The following is a 17,134-nucleotide window of genomic DNA, read 5'->3' as shown; positions in this document are numbered from 1 at the left end:
GCGGTGCGCGCACCCGCGATGACGCGACGCGACCAGGGGAATGGACTTACGAGCCCATCTTGTCGCAGGCGAATCACGCTCGGCGACTGCGGCCGGCGCGGCAGCCAAGGAACTAACTTACGCAGCTGCGCTCGTGGGCACGTTCGGAACATCGAGGTCGGCACAGCGTACAAGCGGATCGACCTTTGTAAGCGGCCTCTTACCGGACGCGTAGCGCCTGCTGCAGCTTGCGGCGGACGGTGTCGTCAGGTTCGCGGGCGGCGGCCTGACGAAGGCTGGGTTCAGCTTCATGAGGCCAGCGATCGGGGGTCCACTGGGCGAGGATATCGGCGGCAGATGCTCGATTACTGGGGACGGGACTGAGCAGCGCCGCGGCGATCAACGGCCAGCCGACGCCAGGATGGTCCGACAGTTTCGGTATCAGCAGCCACAGGCAGCGGTGCGGTTCGAACCCGCTGCCGAAACCGGTTTCGTGGGCGGGCCCGGTGCCGATCCGGTCGAGCGGCAGGATGTCTGTGGCCAACTCCATGAGGTCTTCGATGACATCATCTTCCGCCTGTTCCAGCACACTCGACCACAGACCCGGCGACAGGGGGTCGGCACGCAGGCGGTCGACGTCGGAGCTGATGGTGGAGATACCGGCTGCTTGGCACGCCGCGGCAGCTTGGAAGTAGTCGGCGCTGGTGGTGGCGGTGAAGAGGGCGGTTCGGGCCGCCTCGATCCAAGCGGGGTGTCGAATCAGATCGGTGCAGCGGCGTGAGAGGTCCGCGCGCCGCTCGGTGGTCCAGTCCGCAGACCACTGTGCGCGGTCTCCGTCCAGTGCGGAGCGGATGCGGGTGACGCCATGCAGCAGACGCACATTCGCGGGTTGTTCGGCAACCCGGGCCAGGAACTGCGTTGCCACAATGAATGCGTCAGGGTAGTCGCGGATATCCCAGGTGACCGGGCCGCCTTCGGTGAACAGGGCGGAGAGGACATCGCTCACCGCGTACAGCAGCTCGGTGTCCTGTTCGGCGACGAGCAGTCGACCGGGCAGGTCACCGTGGATGGCGGGAATGTAGGCCAGATATAGGACGTCGACATCGTTGCGGAAACCGTGCCGCACAATCCAGTCCATGATCTCCGGAGTCGGCCGATGGGCCTTCACCAAGCGCTCCACCAGATGCACGCGGCCCCAGCCGGATACCCGTTGAGCCAACCAGAACATTTCGGCGACCGGATCCGGCCGACTGTACTCCAACGCTCGGATGACGTAGAGGGTGAACTCGTCATGCAGCGCCAGCGTCAGCAATGCCTGGTGATCCGCCTCCTCCACTGTCCGGAACAGCGACAGCAGAACAATGCCCAGCTTGACCAGCCCGCGTTCGGCACCCTGAGTAACCAATGCGGAGCCAAGCGAATAGACGCGGGCGTGGCGGCCGCGGAAGGTGTCCCATTCCAGCAGCACACCGCGGGTCGCCAGCAGTGTCGAAGCCGACCCGTGCGCGCGGACTGCCTCTACCAGCTCGGTGCTTATCATGGACTGCTCGCCGGCCACGAAGGTCACCAGGGCGCGCAGCAGTTCTTCGAGTCCTTCCGGATGCCCGAGCGGATGATGCTGGACCAGCATCCCGTCCAGCGTGCCGGGACCCCACCGGATATCACCACCGGGACCGACCTGGATACCCCCGCCGCCGACTTCGTCGGGTAACGTTACCGCGCCCGCGCCCAACCTGCCGTCGGGCTCACGATGACCTGCCAGGAAGTCGTGAATGGATACGTGCTCGGTCGACGGTTCCGTCATGGCCAGAATCTATCGCCTTCCCAGAACCGGGATCGAGCCATTGCTGGCCTCGCAGAAGCACAACCCGACTCCTGGCTGAGCTGAGCCGCGGCCCGCTGTCGACGGCCCGGAGCTCCGGGCCTTTCAGCTGTGTTTTCACAGTTAGCGACTGTTACCGGAACCCCTTGTAATCCCTCGATGAGGTCGGACGCCACTGACGGAGGGGGGAGCTGGGCACACGAGCCGCTGTGCGCCGGGCTGCGGCCGAACCTTCGTGGGTGCCGCCGACGATGAGTTCGCGGAACGACTTCGGCTCGGGCGGCGAAGATCGAACACCAACCGGCCGCCGAGTGAGGGAATGGTCACGAGCCCCGCTCCGGCACCCAGGAAGGTGTCACAATCTGGTGCCACCGTACAGCCCGGTTCTCTGTCATGGCGAGCGGGCATCTCGGGGAATTCTGCGTGTCCACGCCAAGCATCCTTCTACCTACCCCACGTAAATCGCCGTGGGGCAGCCATCGCCGGCCCGTCACAGTCCATCCGTACTTCTTCTGTGGGCGCAGAGGGGATCGAACCCCCGACCGCTGGTGTGTAAAACCAGTGCTCTACCGCTGAGCTATACGCCCGTGGCCGTTACCGGCGGCTTATGAATCTAGCGCGGCGAGCGCTTTCTCCCAAGCCGCCTGGTCACGGGGCTCGCCGGGGCCGTTCATCTCGGCGAAGCGGATGTAGCCCTCGCGGTCGACGACGAACGTGCCGCGGTTGGGGTAGCCCGACTTCTCGTTGAAGACCCCGTAGGCCTGCGCCACCGCGCCGTGCGGCCAGAAATCCGACAGCAGTGGGAAGGTGTAGCCCTGCTCGGCCGCCCAGATCTTGTGCGTGGGCGGCGGGCCGACCGAGATCGCGAGGATCTCCGCGTCGTCGTTCTGGAACTTGGGCAGCTCGTCGCGGACCTTGCACAGCTCGCCCTGGCAGATGCCGGTGAAGGCGAGCGGATAGAACACGATGAGGACGTTCTTCTTGCCCCGGAAGTCCGACAGGGTCACTTCCTGGTTGTTCTGGTCCTTCAGCGTGAAATCCGGCGCGACAGTGCCGACCTCGAGCGGCATAGCGAATCCTCCATCGTGTCGGGTTTCCACCGGGCGGCCCTGCGGGACCAACCCTGGTGGAAACCATAGCGCGGTGGTTCAGCGCTGTTTCAAGGGCGCCTTGGGCTGAACCAGCCTGCTACCCGTCCACGAGCCGAGACTGATCGCCGAGGTCTGAGTCAGACCGGCGGTCGGTGCGGATTCTGCGATTTCGCTCGGCTCGACATGGCCGGGCTGTCCGGTCTTGGGGGTGAGCACCCAGACGAAACCGTCGTCGGCCAGTGGGCCGATCGCGTCCATCAGTGCGTCCACCAGGTCACCGTCGCCGTCGCGCCACCACAGCAGCACGACGTCGATCACCTCGTCGGAGTCCTCGTCTACGAGTTCGCCGCCGACCGCGTCTTCGACGTCGGCCCTCAGTTCGTCGTCGACGTCCTCGTCCCAGCCCAATTCCTGGACAACCAAGCCGTGTGTAATGCCAAGCTTCTGAGCGTAGTTCTGCGCGTCCGCCGCGGCGACCACGGTGGTGTCCTCCTCAACTCCCGACAGTAGGTAGTTGCAAGCGAACATGGTTATGGGCTTCAGCGCAAGCCGATCCGGCGAAATAGCTACGGAATGTCGCGTCGCGATGGTGTGTCAAGGGCTTTCTCAGCGTTTCGGACACGAGTCGCGCACGACGTTGCGAGCGTCGTTGACCCGCCTGCTGGCGTCGTTGAGCGCCGCGACCGGAGCGGTGTAGGTCATCGGGCGGGTCTCGGCGGCCAGCGCGCGGGCGGCGTTCACGTACTCGGTGAACTTCGCGGCAAGATCCGGAGGAAGCGCGTCCCTGGCGGAGTTCACGCCGCTTTCCACCTTGTTCGCGGCGTCCTCGAGGGTCTGCACCGCCGAGTCGCGCTTGGCGACGTAGTCGGGCGCGTTCGCATCGTGCGCGTCGACGAATTCGTTGTACTTGCTCACGCCCGCTCCGGTGGTGGAGGGGAACTGGCCACAATTGTCGGCGATGGCCTTGGCCTGCGCCGCGGCACGCCGCGAGGAGGTCGCCGCCGCAGACGAGGACGCCGCCTCGGTCTTGTACGCCGCCAGGTCGCTGGTGTTCGGACCCGCCACGCCCTCCACCCGGTTGGCGCATCCCGCGACGACCAATCCGATGGCGACGGCGCCGCTGGCGCACACCATTCCGAACCCGCGTGGGTTCAGCAGCTTCATCGCTCTCCCGCTCCTCAGGGCTGCCACGCTCGTCATCCTCACCTTGCCTGTCGAACGGTACTGGATTTACGGCTGACATGATGATTTGGGACGCGTCATCGGCAAGGATGGATGATGCGCCCGAACCTTTCGTAAACGGGCGGTCCGCCAACCAGCGAACCCGCCCGGGGATACCGACGCCATCAGCATGTCCACCCCTGTACGAGGAGCAGATTTGACCGACCTGATCCACTCTTCCGCGCCGGCGAAATCCGCCGGTTCCAGTTCCGCCCCCGCGCCGGCCGCGAGCCGCGATCCGAACGGGTCGCATGCACCGCAGCCCGGTGGACGGGTGCGTGTGATCCGCGAAGGGGTGGCGTCCTACCTACCGGACATCGACCCGGAGGAAACCAGCGAATGGCTCGAGTCGTTCGATGAAATGCTCGACCGGGAAGGCCCCGGCCGGGCGCGTTACCTCATGCTCCGCCTATTGGAGCGGGCCGGTGAACGTCGTGTCGCCATCCCGTCCTTGACCTCCACCGACTACGTCAACACCATTCCCACCGAGAACGAGCCGTGGTTCCCCGGCGACGAGGAGGTGGAGCGGCGCTTCCGCGCCTGGATCCGGTGGAACGCCGCGATCATGGTGCATCGCGCGCAGCGCCCCGGCATCGGTGTCGGCGGACACATCTCGACCTACGCTTCCTCGGCGGCGCTCTACGAAGTCGGCTTCAACCACTTCTTCCGCGGCAAGGACCACTCCGGCGGCGGCGATTCGATCTTCATCCAGGGTCACGCCTCGCCGGGCATCTACGCCCGCGCGTTCCTGGAGGGCAGGCTCTCGGCCGATCAGCTCGACGGGTTCCGCCAGGAGTACAGCCACGGCGGTCCCGGCCACGGGCTGCCGTCCTACCCGCATCCGCGGCTGCTGAACAACTTCTGGGAGTTCCCGACGGTGTCCATGGGCCTGGGCCCGATGAACGCCATCTACCAGGCGCGGTTCAACCACTACCTGCACGACCGCGGCATCAAGGACACCTCCGACCAGCACGTGTGGGCGTTCCTCGGCGACGGCGAGATGGACGAGCCGGAGTCGCGCGGTCTCGCGCACGTCGCGGCCATGGAAGGCCTGGACAACCTGACCTTCGTGGTCAACTGCAACCTGCAGCGCCTGGACGGGCCGGTGCGCGGCAACGGCAAGATCATCCAGGAGCTGGAGTCGTTCTTCCGCGGCGCGGGCTGGAACGTCATCAAGGTGATCTGGGGCCGGGAGTGGGACGCGCTGCTGGGCGCCGACCGCGACGGTGCGCTGGTGAACCTGATGAACAGCACCCCCGACGGTGACTACCAGACCTACAAGGCCAACGACGGCGCGTACGTTCGCGACCACTTCTTCGGCCGCGACCCGCGGACCAAGGCGCTGGTGCAGGATCTGTCCGACCAGGAGATCTGGAACCTCAAGCGCGGTGGCCACGACTACCGCAAGGTGTACGCCGCCTACGCCGCCGCGATGGCGCACAAGGGTCAGCCGACGGTGATCCTGGCCAAGACCATCAAGGGCTACACCCTCGGCAAGCACTTCGAAGGTCGCAACGCCACGCACCAGATGAAGAAGCTGACTCTGCAGGACCTCAAGGACTTCCGCGACCTGCAGCGGATTCCGATCAGCGACGCCGAGCTGGAGAAGGATCCGTACCTGCCGCCGTACTACCACCCCGGTATGGAGGCGCGCGAGGTCCAGTACATGCTCGACCGGCGCAAGGCGCTCGGCGGGTTCCTGCCCGAGCGGCGCGCCGCGGCCAAGCCGCTGAAGCTGCCCGGTGACGAGGCCTACCGCTCGGTGCGCAAGGGGTCGGGCAAGCAGAACGTCGCCACCACGATGGCGCTGGTGCGGCTGATGAAGGAGCTGCTGCGCGACAAGGAGATCGGCAAGCGGATCGTGCCGATCATCCCCGACGAGGCCAGGACCTTCGGTATGGACTCCTGGTTCCCCTCGTTGAAGATCTACAACCGCAACGGTCAGCTGTACACATCGGTCGACGCGGAATTGATGCTCGCCTACAAGGAGAGCGCCGTCGGGCAGATCCTGCACGAGGGCATCAACGAGGCGGGGTCGACGGCGTCGTTCACCGCGGCGGGCACCTCCTACGCCACGCACGGCGAGCCGATGATCCCGCTGTACATCTTCTACTCGATGTTCGGCTTCCAGCGCACCGGCGACGGACTGTGGGCGGCCGCCGACCAGCTCGCCCGCGGGTTCGTGCTCGGGGCCACCGCCGGGCGCACCACGCTGACCGGTGAGGGCCTGCAGCACAACGACGGGCACTCGCTGCTGCTCGCCTCGACCAACCCGGCCGTGGTGACCTACGACCCGGCGTTCGCGTTCGAGATCGCCCACATCGTCCGGGACGGTCTGCGCCGGATGTACGGCGGCGGCACCCCGCCGAAGGGCGCGGCGCCGCTACCCGGCACCCATCCGCACGGCAGCGCGGGCGAGTTCGGCGGCGAGGACGTCTTCTACTACATCTCCCTGTACAACGAGCCGTACCCGCAGCCGACCGAGCCGGAGGACCTCGACGTCGCGGGTCTGCTCAAGGGCATCTACCTGTACAAGCGCGGAGGTGAGGGCGCGGTGCGCGCCCAGATCCTGGTCTCCGGCGTCACCGTGCCGGACGGCCTGCGCGCGCAGGCGCTGCTCGCCCAGGAGTGGGGTGTGCAGGCGGACGTGTGGTCGGTGACCTCATGGGGTGAGCTCCGCAAGGAGGCGCTCGACAAGGAGATCGCCGCACTGCGCAACCCGGGTGCGGACCCGGGCGTCCCGTACGTCACCGAGGCGCTGTCGCGGGCCGAGGGCCCCTACGTCGCGGCGACCGACTGGATGCGTGCGGTGCCCGACCAGGTCCGCAAGTGGGTGCCCGGCGACTTCACCACGCTCGGCACGGACGGTTTCGGCTTCTCCGACACCCGCCCGGCCGCGCGACGGGTGTTCAACGTCGACGCGCAGTCCATCGTGGTCGCCGCGCTGGCCGGTCTCGGCCGGACCGGCAAGATCGACCCCGCGAAGGCCGTGGAAGCGGCGGCGAAATACCGGATCGCCGACGTGGACGCCGCGCCGAAGGCAGCGGTGAGTTCGGACGAAGACGTCGCGTAGCGGAATATTGGATGGTGGATCGTAAACCGCCGCGGCCGCGACGGATCTCCGAGGGCTCTTCCGAGCACGAGGTGTATCTGCCGACGGGCGCGCTCTCCCCGAACCGGCAGACGCGCGACCCTCTCCCGGACACGCTGCTCAAACGTGTGAAGCAGTTCTCCGGCCGCCTCTCCACCGAGGCGGTGGGGTCGATGCAGGATCGGTTGCCCTTCTTCGCCGATCTGGACGCCGCGCAGCGGGCCGGCGTGCAGATGCTGGTGCAGACCGCGGTGGTGAACTTCCTGGAATGGCTCCAGGACCCGGACAGTGACATCCGGTTCAGCCTGGACGCCTTCCAGGTGATCCCGCAGGACTTGGCCCGGCGGCTGACGCTGCGCCAGACCGTGGACATGGTCCGCGTGGCCATGGAGTTCTTCGAGCAGTGGCTGCCCGCGCTCGCGCGCAACGACCGGCAGCTGGTCGCCCTCACCGAGGCGGTACTGCGTTACGGGCGCGAGCTCGGTTTCGCCGCCGCCTCGGTGTACGCCAGCGCCGCGGAGTCGCGCGGGGCGTGGGACACCCGGCTGGAGGCGCTCGTCGTCGACGCCGTGGTGCGCGGCGACACGGGGCCGGACATGTTGTCGCGGGCCGCCACCCTGAATTGGGATGCCACCGCGCCCGCGACAGTGCTGGTGGGCACGCCCCCCGGGGAGCAGGGCGTCTCGTCGGTGGGCGCGGTGCACTCGATCGCCGCGCGGCACGGTCGCGCCGCCTTGGCGGTGGTGCAGGGGACCAGATTGGTGATGGTCGTGTCCGGCCATCTGGGCGAGCCGTCGCATGTCTCCCCGTTCCTGGCCGATCTGCTCGGCGAGGTGTTCTCGGACGGGCCGGTGGTGATCGGGCCGACCACCCGCACGCTGGGCGCCGCCCACGCCAGCGCGGTGGAAGCGCTGGCCGGGATGGAGGCCGTGGTGGGCTGGCGCGGGGCGCCGCGACCGGTGCACGCGGCGGAGTTGCTCCCGGAACGCGCTTTGTTGGGCGATCGAGCTGCGATCGACGCGCTGAACGAGTACCTTGTCCTACCGTTGGCCGCGGCGGGGTCGTCGCTGGCGGACACTCTGGATGCCTATCTGGATTGCGGTGGAGCCGTCGAGACGTGTGCGCGTCAGCTGTACGTCCATCCAAATACGGTCCGGTATCGCCTCAAGCGAATCGCCGAGATCACCGGCCGTGATCCGATGAATCCGCGGGACGCTTATGTGCTCCGGATCGCCGCCACGGTGGGTCGTTTGACACGAACCCGTAACGAATCGTCGACTCCTGCCCCAGAAGCCACTCCGGTCGCGTTGGGTCCCGAGGGCTTGTAACGCATCCGTGGAATCGGTCGATTCGGACAGCCCACGTGGACTTTTGTGGGACCCCCACAAAAGCGCCTCCGAACCTTCATCCGCGTCGACATCTCGTGCGGCCCGCCTCACAGTGTTTTCTTAGAGGCGTGATCGCGTTGTTCGCCCCTGGACAGGGCTCTCAGACACCCGGCATGCTCGCGCCCTGGCTCGACCTTCCCGGCGCGAATGAGCGCCTGACGCTGTGGTCCAAGGCCTCCGGCCTCGACCTGGTCCGTCTCGGCACCACCGCGACGGCCGAGGAGATCACCGACACCGCCGTCACCCAGCCGCTGGTGGTCGCCGCGGCGCTGCTCGCGTGCGCGGAGATCTCGCCGGAGACGCTTCCCGCCGCTACCATCGTCGCCGGACACTCGGTCGGTGAACTCGCCGCCGCGGCGGTCGCCGGAGTCATCTCCGCCGACGACGCGGTCCGGCTGGCCGCCATCCGCGGCGCGGAGATGGCCAAGGCGTGTGCACTGGAGCCGACCGGTATGTCCGCCGTGCTCGGCGGCGACGAGGCCGCCGTGCTCGAACGGCTCACCGAACTCGACCTCGTTCCGGCCAACCGCAACGCGGTGGGTCAGATCGTGGCCGCGGGCCGGTTGGACGCTCTGGCCGAGCTCGCCGCGAATCCCCCGGAGAAGGCCCGGGTCCGGGCGTTGCCCGTCGCGGGCGCGTTCCACACGGCGTTCATGGCGCCGGCGCAGGATGCTGTGACCGATGCCATAACGAAGATCACGCCGAACGAGCCGACCAGGACCCTGCTGTCGAACTTCGACGGCAAGCCGGTCGCGTCCGGACAGGACGCGATCGACAAGCTCGCCGCCCAGGTCACCCGGCCTGTTCGCTGGGATCTGTGCACCGAGACCGTCCGGCGGGCCGGCGTCTCGGCGGTGGCCGAACTGCCGCCGGCGGGCACCCTCGTCGGTATCGCGAAGCGGGAGCTGAAGGGCACGCCCACGCTGGCCCTGAAGACCCCGCAAGACCTCCCCGCGTTGGCTGAGCTGACCGTATCCGGCTAGCTTTCCTCCGCGGCCATGCATGCAGATGCGAGGTCGTGACCGAGAGTCGGTAACTATTACCGCCCTCGATCCGAAAAAAACCAGTAGAGCCCTACAAAGTAACAAGAAGGGAGCCACGAAGTGGCCGCTCTGACCCAGGAACAAATCGTCGAGGAACTCGGCAAGATCATCGAAGAGGTGACCGGCATCGAGCCCTCCGAGGTGACGATCGAGAAGTCCTTCGTCGATGACCTGGACATCGACTCGCTGTCCATGGTCGAGATCGCGGTTCAGACCGAGGACAAGTACGGCGTGAAGATCCCCGACGAGGATCTGGCCAGCCTGAAGACGGTTGGCGACGCCGTCGCCTACATCCAGAAGCTCGAGGCCGAGAACGCGGACGCGGCGGCCGAGCTCAAGGCCAAGTTCGACGCCGAGTAGGGCCGAAACTGTGACCACTCCTTCCACCTTGAACGGGAATTTCCCCAACGTCGTCGTAACCAGCCTTGCGGCGACCACGTCGATCGCGGGTGACGTCGATGCGACGTGGAAGGGACTCCTCAACGGCGAGAGCGGCATCGACGTTCTCGAGGATTCCTTCGTCGAGGAATACGATCTTCCGGTCCGCATCGGCGGTCATCTGAAGGTCCGGCCCGACACTCTGCTGTCTCGTGTCGAATGTCGGCGCATGGCCTACGTCGAGCAGCTCGCGACCGTGCTCGGTCGCGAAGTCTGGCGGAACGCGGGCAGCCCCGAAGTCGACCCGGAGCGGCTGGGTGTGGCCATCGGCACCGGATTGGGAGGCGGCGACGCCCTCATCGATTCCGTGGACAAGCTGAAGAACGGCGGCTATCGCAAGATTTCGCCGTTGGCTGTGCAGATGGTCATGCCGAACGGCCCGTCGGCCGTTGTCGGTCTCGAACTGAAGGCCAGGGCAGGAGTGGTCACTCCGGTCTCGGCATGCTCGTCCGGCTCCGAGGCCATCGCCAATGCCTGGCGCATGATCGTCATGGGTGACGCCGACATCGTCGTCACCGGTGGCGTCGAAGGCTTCATCGATGCGGTGCCGATCGCGGCGTTCACCATGATGCGCGCGATGAGCACCCGCAACGACGATCCGAAGGGCGCTTCGCGTCCCTTCGACAAGGATCGCGACGGCTTCGTCTTCGGCGAAGCGGGCGCGCTCATGGTCATCGAGACCGAAGAGCACGCCAAGGCCAGGGGCGCGACCATCCACGCGCGACTGCTCGGTGCGGGCATCACCTCCGACGGCTTCCACCTCGTCGCGCCCGATCCCACGGGAGACGGCGCGGCGCGGGCGATGACCAGGGCGATGCAGTCCGCGGGTCTGACCAAGAAGGACATCACGCACATCAACGCGCACGCGACCGCGACGCCGATCGGCGATACCGCCGAGGCGAATGCGATCACCAAGGCCGTGGGCAACCATGCCTCGGTGTACGCGCCCAAGTCGGCGCTCGGCCACTCGATCGGCGCCGTCGGCGCCTTGGAGTCCGTGCTGACTGTGATGAGCATCCGCGACGGCATCGTTCCGCCGACGCTGAACCTGGAGAACCAGGATCCGGAGATCGATCTCGACGTGGTGAAGGGCGAAGCCCGCCGCCAGGAGATCGAGTACGCGATCAACAACTCCTTCGGATTCGGTGGGCACAATGTGGCGCTCGCCTTCGGTCGGGCATAGCCGCGCGATCGACTGCACACGATCCCGGCGGGGTCGGCCATCGAACTGGCCCGGCCCCGCCGTGGTTCGACTTACGCAGCCGCGCCAGCGGCCCACTTTTTGAGGTTGAGGAGACCACGCGATGACAATCATCGCTCCCGCGTTGCATCAAGAGACGGCAACCGACCCGCGCGATCCGCTCGGCCGACTCCAGCGTTTCTTCGATCCCGGGACCATCCTTCCGCTGCACCCGCGTGACAAGTCCGGCGTGCTCGCTGCCATCGGCGAGGTGGACGGCGTCCGCACCGTGGCCTACTGCTCCGACGCCACCGTCATGGGCGGCGCGATGGGCGTGGAGGGCTGCAAGCACATCGTCGACGCGATCGACACCGCGATCGATTCCGGCGTCCCGGTGGTCGGGCTGTGGCACTCCGGTGGCGCTCGCCTGGCCGAGGGCGTCGAGGCGCTGCACGCGGTCGGCCTGGTCTTCGAGGCCATGGTCCGCGCGTCCGGCCTGGTTCCGCAGATCTCCGTGGTGCTCGGCTTCGCCGCCGGTGGCGCCGCCTACGGTCCGGCGCTGACCGACATCGTGATCATGGCTCCGGAAGGCCGCGTCTTCGTGACCGGACCCGACGTGGTCCGCAGCGTGACCGGCGAGCAGGTCGACATGGCCACCCTGGGCGGTCCCGAGACGCACGGCAAGAAGTCCGGCGTCACCCACATCGTGGCCCACGACGAGGCCGACGCGCTGCACCGCGCGCGCCGCCTGGTGTCGATGTTCGCCGAGCAGGGCGAATTCGACCTGGTGGCGGCCGAGCACGGCGACATGGACCTGAAGGCTCTGCTGCCGGAATCGGCCAAGCGCGCCTACGACGTGAAGCCGATCATCCACGAACTGCTCGACAACGTCGACGGCGAGTCGTCGTTCGAGGAGCTGCAGGGGCTGTACGCCCGCAGCATCGTCACCGGTCTGGGCCGTCTCGGCGGCCGCACGGTCGGCGTGCTGGCGAACAACCCGATCCGCCTGGGCGGCTGCCTGAACTCCGAAAGCGCTGAGAAGGCGGCACGTTTCGTGCGGTTGTGCGACGCGTTCGGCATTCCGCTGATCGTGATCACCGACGTCCCGGGCTACCTGCCCGGTGTCGGCCAGGAGTGGGAAGGCGTCGTCCGGCGCGGCGCGAAGCTGCTGCACGCGTTCGCCGAGGCGCGCGTTCCGCGGGTCACCCTGGTCACCCGCAAGATCTACGGTGGCGCCTACATCGCGATGAACGCTCGCTCGCTCGGTGCGACGGCTGTCTACGCGTGGCCCGGTTCGGAAGTGGCCGTCATGGGCGCCAAGGCCGCGGTCGGCATTCTGCACAAGAAGGCCCTCGCGGCCGCGCCGGAGGAGGAGCGCGAGGCGCTGCACGAGCGGCTCACCGCCGAACACGAGCGCATCGCGGGCGGCGTGGAGCGCGCCATCGCGATCGGTGTCGTCGACCAGGTCATCGACCCGGCGAAGACGCGCAGCACCATCGCCGCGGCACTTGCCGCGGCCCCGGCCCGCGCCAGCCACCACAAGAACATCCCGCTCTGATCGAACCATCGAAGCGGGCTCCGGCACGCTTGGTTCACGCGGTCGCCGCAGCGCTTCTATTCGAGGGGCTGCGGCGACCGTGTCGTTTTCGAGGGATGGGCGCGATGCGCGTTGAAGGCGTTACAGCTGCCACCACCAGTCGATGCAAGGTATCCCAGGCGGTTGGACTGAGTCATCGGCAGGCGTATCGATGACGGAGAAGAACTCCGACACCGCCTGACCGTCGACGATGTACCGCGGCACGGTCAGCGCCCAGTCGATGTTCCCGCGTATGACATGCCCGAGATCCCGGATGTATTGGCGGGTATCGACGCTGAACTCCCCTGCTCGCGCGCTCAGCGTGAGGAATCGGTACATGATTCGGTCCCGCAGCGAGATCGCGCGTGAGACAGCAGACCCACTCGAACACCCGTCTTGCACGGCGAGGACCTCTATGATGTTCTGCCGGTTGGCTTCGCCCATAACTACGGTCTTGGCGAAGGAGTGCAGGTCGTTATCCAACGCCGCTATCAGCCTGGCCATTTCGGACAGTGCTCGGATCGTGGGGTGACTGTATTCCGAGTCGGGAATCTCGTAGCCGGTCACCAGTTCGGTCATCACCGTGACCACCTCGCCTGCGGCATTGTTCAAGCGGATCGTCAAATACCGATCGAGATCCGGTACGCCTGTCGCCGCGATCTGGGCGGTCACCCCGAACAACCAGCTGCGATGCGCGTCGACCCAACGTCGATGCTGGGCGTGGGTGACCTGTGCCGAGAACCGTGTCGAGAGATCGACGATGGCCGCCAGCGTCGGATCTGTCTCGCGGGTTCGGGGATCGGGCGTCTCCAGCAATCGCATAAGCCGATGTGTATAAGCAACGAAGCCCGCGAGATCCCTCGCGAGGGCACCGTCGTCGCTGCGATCATCGAATGCGAATCCCCAGTAGTCCCAGTCCGCCGCGATCTGCAGTCTGTCGAGGATGCCGTGGGGCGCCACACGTGCGGCGAACTCGGCCGATCTCGTGGCGAGCAGGCGGCGCCGGTACTCGGCGCCCCCGAGGTGGTCGAAGCCGGCCAGCCACTGCATCGACGCCATTTCGAGCTCGCCGGCCTGCGGATGTACCGCGGATTCGATCGGGCAGAAGACGGCGATCGGGGGGAGGCGACGGAGTCGGCTGTCGACATCCACGGTGTTGTCGTGCCGACCGGTGGGTGTGCATCCGATCATGACTGCGCTACACCGCTCTCGGCGTGAGTTCGGGCCATTACCCGGAGGCGAAACGCGCGCGGTCGCAGCGCCATGGCCACGGCGGGTCGGACCGGCCGCATCGAAGACGGCAGCAGCTGCCATCGGCGGGCGATTGTGGCGAGTGTGAGCGTGGCTTCGGCGAGCGCGAAATGTTCACCCGCGCAGCGTCGGGCGCCGGCGCCGAATGGAATGTAGGAGGGGCAGTCGTCGAGGCCGGGATCGGCGTCCCAGCGATCCGGATCGAATCGGGACGGCTCGCGGAACATGGTGGGGAGGCGGTGCAGGAGGTACGGGCTGTAGACCACTGCGGTGCCGGGAGCCAACCGATATCCCCCGAGCAGTGTTTCGGTGGTCACCGTCCGTGTGAACAGCCACCCCGGCGGGTAGAGCCGCAGGGTCTCGGCCAGCACCCGGCGCGTCGTCGTCAGCTCGCTTGCGTGGCCGTATCGCATATGGCCATCCAGCGATACCCGGTCTGCTTCCAGCTGCACAGCTCGCCAGGTAGTGGGGTGCCGGGACAACAGGTACAACGCCCAGGCCAGGGCGCTCGCGGTTGTTTCCGATCCCGCGATGAAAAAGGCAGTCAACTGATCGTGCAGCGAGTCCCTATCGCACCGAGCAGCGCCCCCATGTGCCGCGATCAGGCTCGACAGCAGGTCACCGTGGTCGGCGCCCTCGTCGAGCCGCTTGTCGACGATCCGATCGACGAGCCGGCGCAGGCCGGCACGCGCGCGGTGATAACGGAGATTGCGCCGAGTCGGGAGTTTATCGAGTGGCCGTGGAAGTAACACCTGCCGGTAAAGGCCTGCGACGATCGTCGTGACATCCGACAGTGCATGGTCGAGTGCGGCGGGTGTCAAACTCTCGGAAAACATCGCCGCCAGGAAACTGCGAAGCGTGATGTGCAACATCTCGGACAGTACGTCGATGGTTTCACCGTCGCGCCATCGATCGGTCACCGCATCGATCTCCCTGGACATCGCGGTTACGTAGCCAGGTAGGCGGCCGCGATGAAAGGCAGGCTGAATCAGGCGGCGTTGCCGTCGGTGCGCGTCGTGGGAGGCGGTGATCACGTTGTCGCCCACAACATGCCGAGCGACTTCGAACAATGGGCCGCCCTTGTCGAAGACACGGTCGTTACGCAGCACCTGCTGGGTGAGAACCGGATCGCACACCACAACTGCGGTAGCCATCGGACCGATCCGTACCCGGACCAAACCACTGTCGAGGGCGGACAACGACTCGAGGAATGTCCACGGTTGCCGTAGCAGCGCCAGACTGTGGCCGATAAGAGGCAGCGCACCCGGCGCGGTCGGAATCACGGGAGCAGCGGATCGCTTCATCAGGTGGCACTCGTTCTTTCTTGCCGGCACTGCGCCCGAGGGGCGGCGCACCTCGTGAGCGGCACCCGTTCTCGGCGAATCGTCAGCATACGCACAACGGCGCTTTCCGACCAGATGGTTCGTGATATGGATCACGTCCCAGGCTGTCGGTCGCAAGTCGCCGCCGTCATCGCTCGGGTAGTCAACGGGACCCGGGTCCGACCGCTGATGCAGCGCTGCTTCCCGGTGGGTGGCAAACCCCCGGTCACCCACCCCCAGCGGTAGTGAGGTTTCACGGGGCGCGAGCGGCGGAGCGGTCGGTAGCATCGGGAGGTGCGCTACGAAGAACTGGCCGATGTGCCGTGCTCGATCACGCGCCCACTCGTGATCTTCGGTGATCGCTGGACTCTGTTGATTCTCAAGTCATGCTTCTCCGGCATCCGCAGGTTCAACGCGTTCCAGAGCGCACTGGGTATCTCGCGCAGCAGGTTGCAGGATCGGCTGGACCGGCTGATCGACAATGGCATCCTCGTCAAGCAGAAGGCAGCCGTGGGGGCACACGAGGAATACCGCCTCACTGCCAAAGGACACGACATCTACCCGATTCTGCTGGCCATCCGCGATTGGGGCGACACCTACATGGCGCCCGAGGGACCTCCGGTGCGCTACCGCCACCGCGACTGCACGGGCGAGGCACACGTACGCCTCGAGTGCGATTTGTGTGGAGAGGAACTCACCGCCCGCGATGTCACACCGGAGCCGGGTCCGGGTCTGCTCGACGCCACCGGTGCGAAGGCTGCGGGCAGCACGCGCTGAAGGGTGTGCGCCGGGCGCCCACGTCAGGAAGCCCGACATCCGAGGGCCGCAGCCGACTGCGCCACGTGCGCAGAAAGGCGGCCAGCTCGGCTCGATTCGACATGAGGACATCTTGGCGCACAGCCAGCGCCCGAGGGTGGTACAAATCGGTCCTCCCCGGCCGGATCGGCAGCTGCCAATCTCGTGATGTGACGACAACAGCACTGATCACCGGCGCCAACAAGGGCATCGGATACGAAACCGCTCGACAGCTCGCCGCCCGTGGCGCGACCGTGCTGGTCGGGGCGAGGGACAACGCCCGCGGCACCACGGCCGCGGACAAGCTGAACGCCGAGGGGGCAGCCGCCCGCTTCGTTCAACTGGACGTCGCCGACGCCGATTCGGTCGCGCGAGCGGCGGCGTGGATCGAGGAGGAGTTCGGCGAACTCGACATCCTGGTGAACAACGCGGGCATCGCGGGGCGACTCGACGGGGACGGCAAGCCCTCGTCCACCGTGCTGTCGACCCTGCGAGAGGTGTACGAAACCAACGTGTTCGGCGTCGTGGCCGTGACGAATGCGATGCTGCCCCTACTGCGCCGCGCGGAGGCCGGTCGTATCGTCAACGTGTCGAGCGAGGTCGGCTCCCTGGCCTTGATGATGGATCCCGACGGGCCCATGTGGCCGATGGCTTCGATCGCGTATCCCTCCTCGAAGACCGCCCTCACCATGGTGACCGCGATGTATGCCAAGGAACTGTGGGATACACCGATCAAGGTGAATGCGGCGAACCCCGGTTACTGTGCGACCGATCTCAACGGCAACACCGGTTTTCGCGCCGCGGCGCAGGGCGCCGAGGTGGTCGTCCACCTCGCGACTCTGCCGGCGGGCGGATCGAGCGGGCAGTTGTGGGGATACCGTTGGGGCGCTCCGGCGGGCGACGAATACGGTGTGCTGCCCTGGTGACATGAACGTCG

At 66.8% G+C, this 17,134-nt stretch carries 14 protein-coding genes and 1 tRNA gene; 8 read left to right on the top strand and 7 right to left on the bottom strand.

Features of this window, described 5'->3' with window-relative positions:
• Positions 1 to 199: 199 nt before the first annotated feature.
• The 5 genes from K8O92_33040 to K8O92_33020 form a co-directional block, all read right to left on the bottom strand.
• Entirely contained in the window at positions 200 to 1,783 is a 1,584-nt protein-coding gene (locus K8O92_33040) for a hypothetical protein (protein UAK32446.1), read from the bottom strand.
• Positions 1,784 to 2,316: 533 nt separating this feature from the next.
• A tRNA-Val gene (locus tag K8O92_33035) sits at positions 2,317 to 2,388 on the bottom strand.
• An 18-nt stretch (positions 2,389 to 2,406) separates the two neighbouring features.
• Positions 2,407 to 2,871, bottom strand: coding sequence for a peroxiredoxin (locus K8O92_33030; protein UAK32445.1), 465 nt, complete (start codon positions 2,869 to 2,871; stop codon positions 2,407 to 2,409).
• Positions 2,872 to 2,949: 78 nt separating this feature from the next.
• Positions 2,950 to 3,372, bottom strand: coding sequence for a DUF3052 domain-containing protein (locus K8O92_33025; protein UAK36093.1), 423 nt, complete (start codon positions 3,370 to 3,372; stop codon positions 2,950 to 2,952).
• A gap of 126 nt (positions 3,373 to 3,498) precedes the next feature.
• Positions 3,499 to 4,056: a hypothetical protein gene (locus K8O92_33020; protein UAK32444.1), complete on the bottom strand. Its 558-nt coding sequence runs from the start codon at positions 4,054 to 4,056 to the stop codon at positions 3,499 to 3,501.
• Positions 4,057 to 4,270: 214 nt separating this feature from the next.
• Between K8O92_33020 and aceE the strand changes: the two genes are divergently transcribed.
• From aceE to K8O92_32990, 6 genes are all read left to right on the top strand, one after another.
• Complete coding sequence (gene aceE, locus K8O92_33015; protein UAK32443.1) at positions 4,271 to 7,186, top strand: pyruvate dehydrogenase (acetyl-transferring), homodimeric type; 2,916 nt, start codon at positions 4,271 to 4,273, stop codon at positions 7,184 to 7,186.
• 71 nt (positions 7,187 to 7,257) lie between these two features.
• Positions 7,258 to 8,532 (top strand): helix-turn-helix domain-containing protein, encoded by a 1,275-nt coding sequence (locus K8O92_33010; protein ID UAK36092.1) that lies wholly within the window; start codon positions 7,258 to 7,260, stop codon positions 8,530 to 8,532.
• Between the two features lie 128 nt (positions 8,533 to 8,660).
• Positions 8,661 to 9,575 carry an ACP S-malonyltransferase gene (locus tag K8O92_33005; GenBank protein ID UAK32442.1) on the top strand — a complete coding sequence of 305 codons (915 nt, stop codon included), beginning with the start codon at positions 8,661 to 8,663 and terminating at the stop codon, positions 9,573 to 9,575.
• Between the two features lie 120 nt (positions 9,576 to 9,695).
• Complete coding sequence (locus tag K8O92_33000; protein UAK32441.1) at positions 9,696 to 9,995, top strand: acyl carrier protein; 300 nt, start codon at positions 9,696 to 9,698, stop codon at positions 9,993 to 9,995.
• A 10-nt stretch (positions 9,996 to 10,005) separates the two neighbouring features.
• Complete coding sequence (locus K8O92_32995; GenBank protein ID UAK32440.1) at positions 10,006 to 11,256, top strand: beta-ketoacyl-ACP synthase; 1,251 nt, start codon at positions 10,006 to 10,008, stop codon at positions 11,254 to 11,256.
• A 121-nt stretch (positions 11,257 to 11,377) separates the two neighbouring features.
• Entirely contained in the window at positions 11,378 to 12,811 is a 1,434-nt protein-coding gene (locus K8O92_32990; protein UAK32439.1) for an acyl-CoA carboxylase subunit beta, read from the top strand.
• 120 nt (positions 12,812 to 12,931) lie between these two features.
• Here the strand turns inward: K8O92_32990 and K8O92_32985 are convergent, their stop codons facing one another.
• Both K8O92_32985 and K8O92_32980 read right to left on the bottom strand, forming a co-directional pair.
• Entirely contained in the window at positions 12,932 to 14,020 is a 1,089-nt protein-coding gene (locus K8O92_32985; protein ID UAK32438.1) for a hypothetical protein, read from the bottom strand.
• Complete coding sequence (locus K8O92_32980) at positions 14,017 to 15,384, bottom strand: cytochrome P450 (protein UAK32437.1); 1,368 nt, start codon at positions 15,382 to 15,384, stop codon at positions 14,017 to 14,019. The genes K8O92_32985 and K8O92_32980 overlap by 4 nt, the downstream gene beginning before the upstream one ends.
• Before the next feature lie 312 nt (positions 15,385 to 15,696).
• Here K8O92_32980 and K8O92_32975 point away from each other — a divergent pair, with 312 nt between their 5' ends.
• Positions 15,697 to 16,179, top strand: a complete 483-nt coding sequence (locus tag K8O92_32975) for a helix-turn-helix transcriptional regulator (protein ID UAK32436.1) — start codon at positions 15,697 to 15,699, stop codon at positions 16,177 to 16,179.
• Positions 16,180 to 16,367: 188 nt separating this feature from the next.
• A complete protein-coding gene (locus K8O92_32970; GenBank protein ID UAK32435.1) occupies positions 16,368 to 17,123 on the top strand; it encodes an SDR family oxidoreductase in 756 nt (251 codons plus the stop codon).
• Positions 17,124 to 17,134: the final 11 nt, after the last annotated feature.

Origin of the sequence: Nocardia asteroides, assembly GCA_019930625.1 — a bacterium.
Taxonomy (GTDB): domain Bacteria; phylum Actinomycetota; class Actinomycetes; order Mycobacteriales; family Mycobacteriaceae; genus Nocardia; species Nocardia sputi.
Note: the sequence above shows the minus strand (reverse complement) of the source record. Positions and strands in the feature narration are given on the sequence as shown.

Excerpts from the sequence above, each read along its gene's own strand:
- K8O92_33030 (UAK32445.1), bottom strand. The coding sequence starts at position 2,871 with ATGCCGCTCGAGGTCGGCACTGTCGCGCCGGATTTCACGCTGAAGGAC.
- K8O92_32980 (UAK32437.1), bottom strand. The coding sequence starts at position 15,384 with ATGAAGCGATCCGCTGCTCCCGTGATTCCGACCGCGCCGGGTGCGCTG.
- K8O92_33040 (UAK32446.1), bottom strand. The coding sequence starts at position 1,783 with ATGACGGAACCGTCGACCGAGCACGTATCCATTCACGACTTCCTGGCA.
- K8O92_33020 (UAK32444.1), bottom strand. The coding sequence starts at position 4,056 with ATGAAGCTGCTGAACCCACGCGGGTTCGGAATGGTGTGCGCCAGCGGC.
- K8O92_32985 (UAK32438.1), bottom strand. The coding sequence starts at position 14,020 with ATGATCGGATGCACACCCACCGGTCGGCACGACAACACCGTGGATGTC.
- K8O92_32990 (UAK32439.1), top strand. The coding sequence starts at position 11,378 with ATGACAATCATCGCTCCCGCGTTGCATCAAGAGACGGCAACCGACCCG.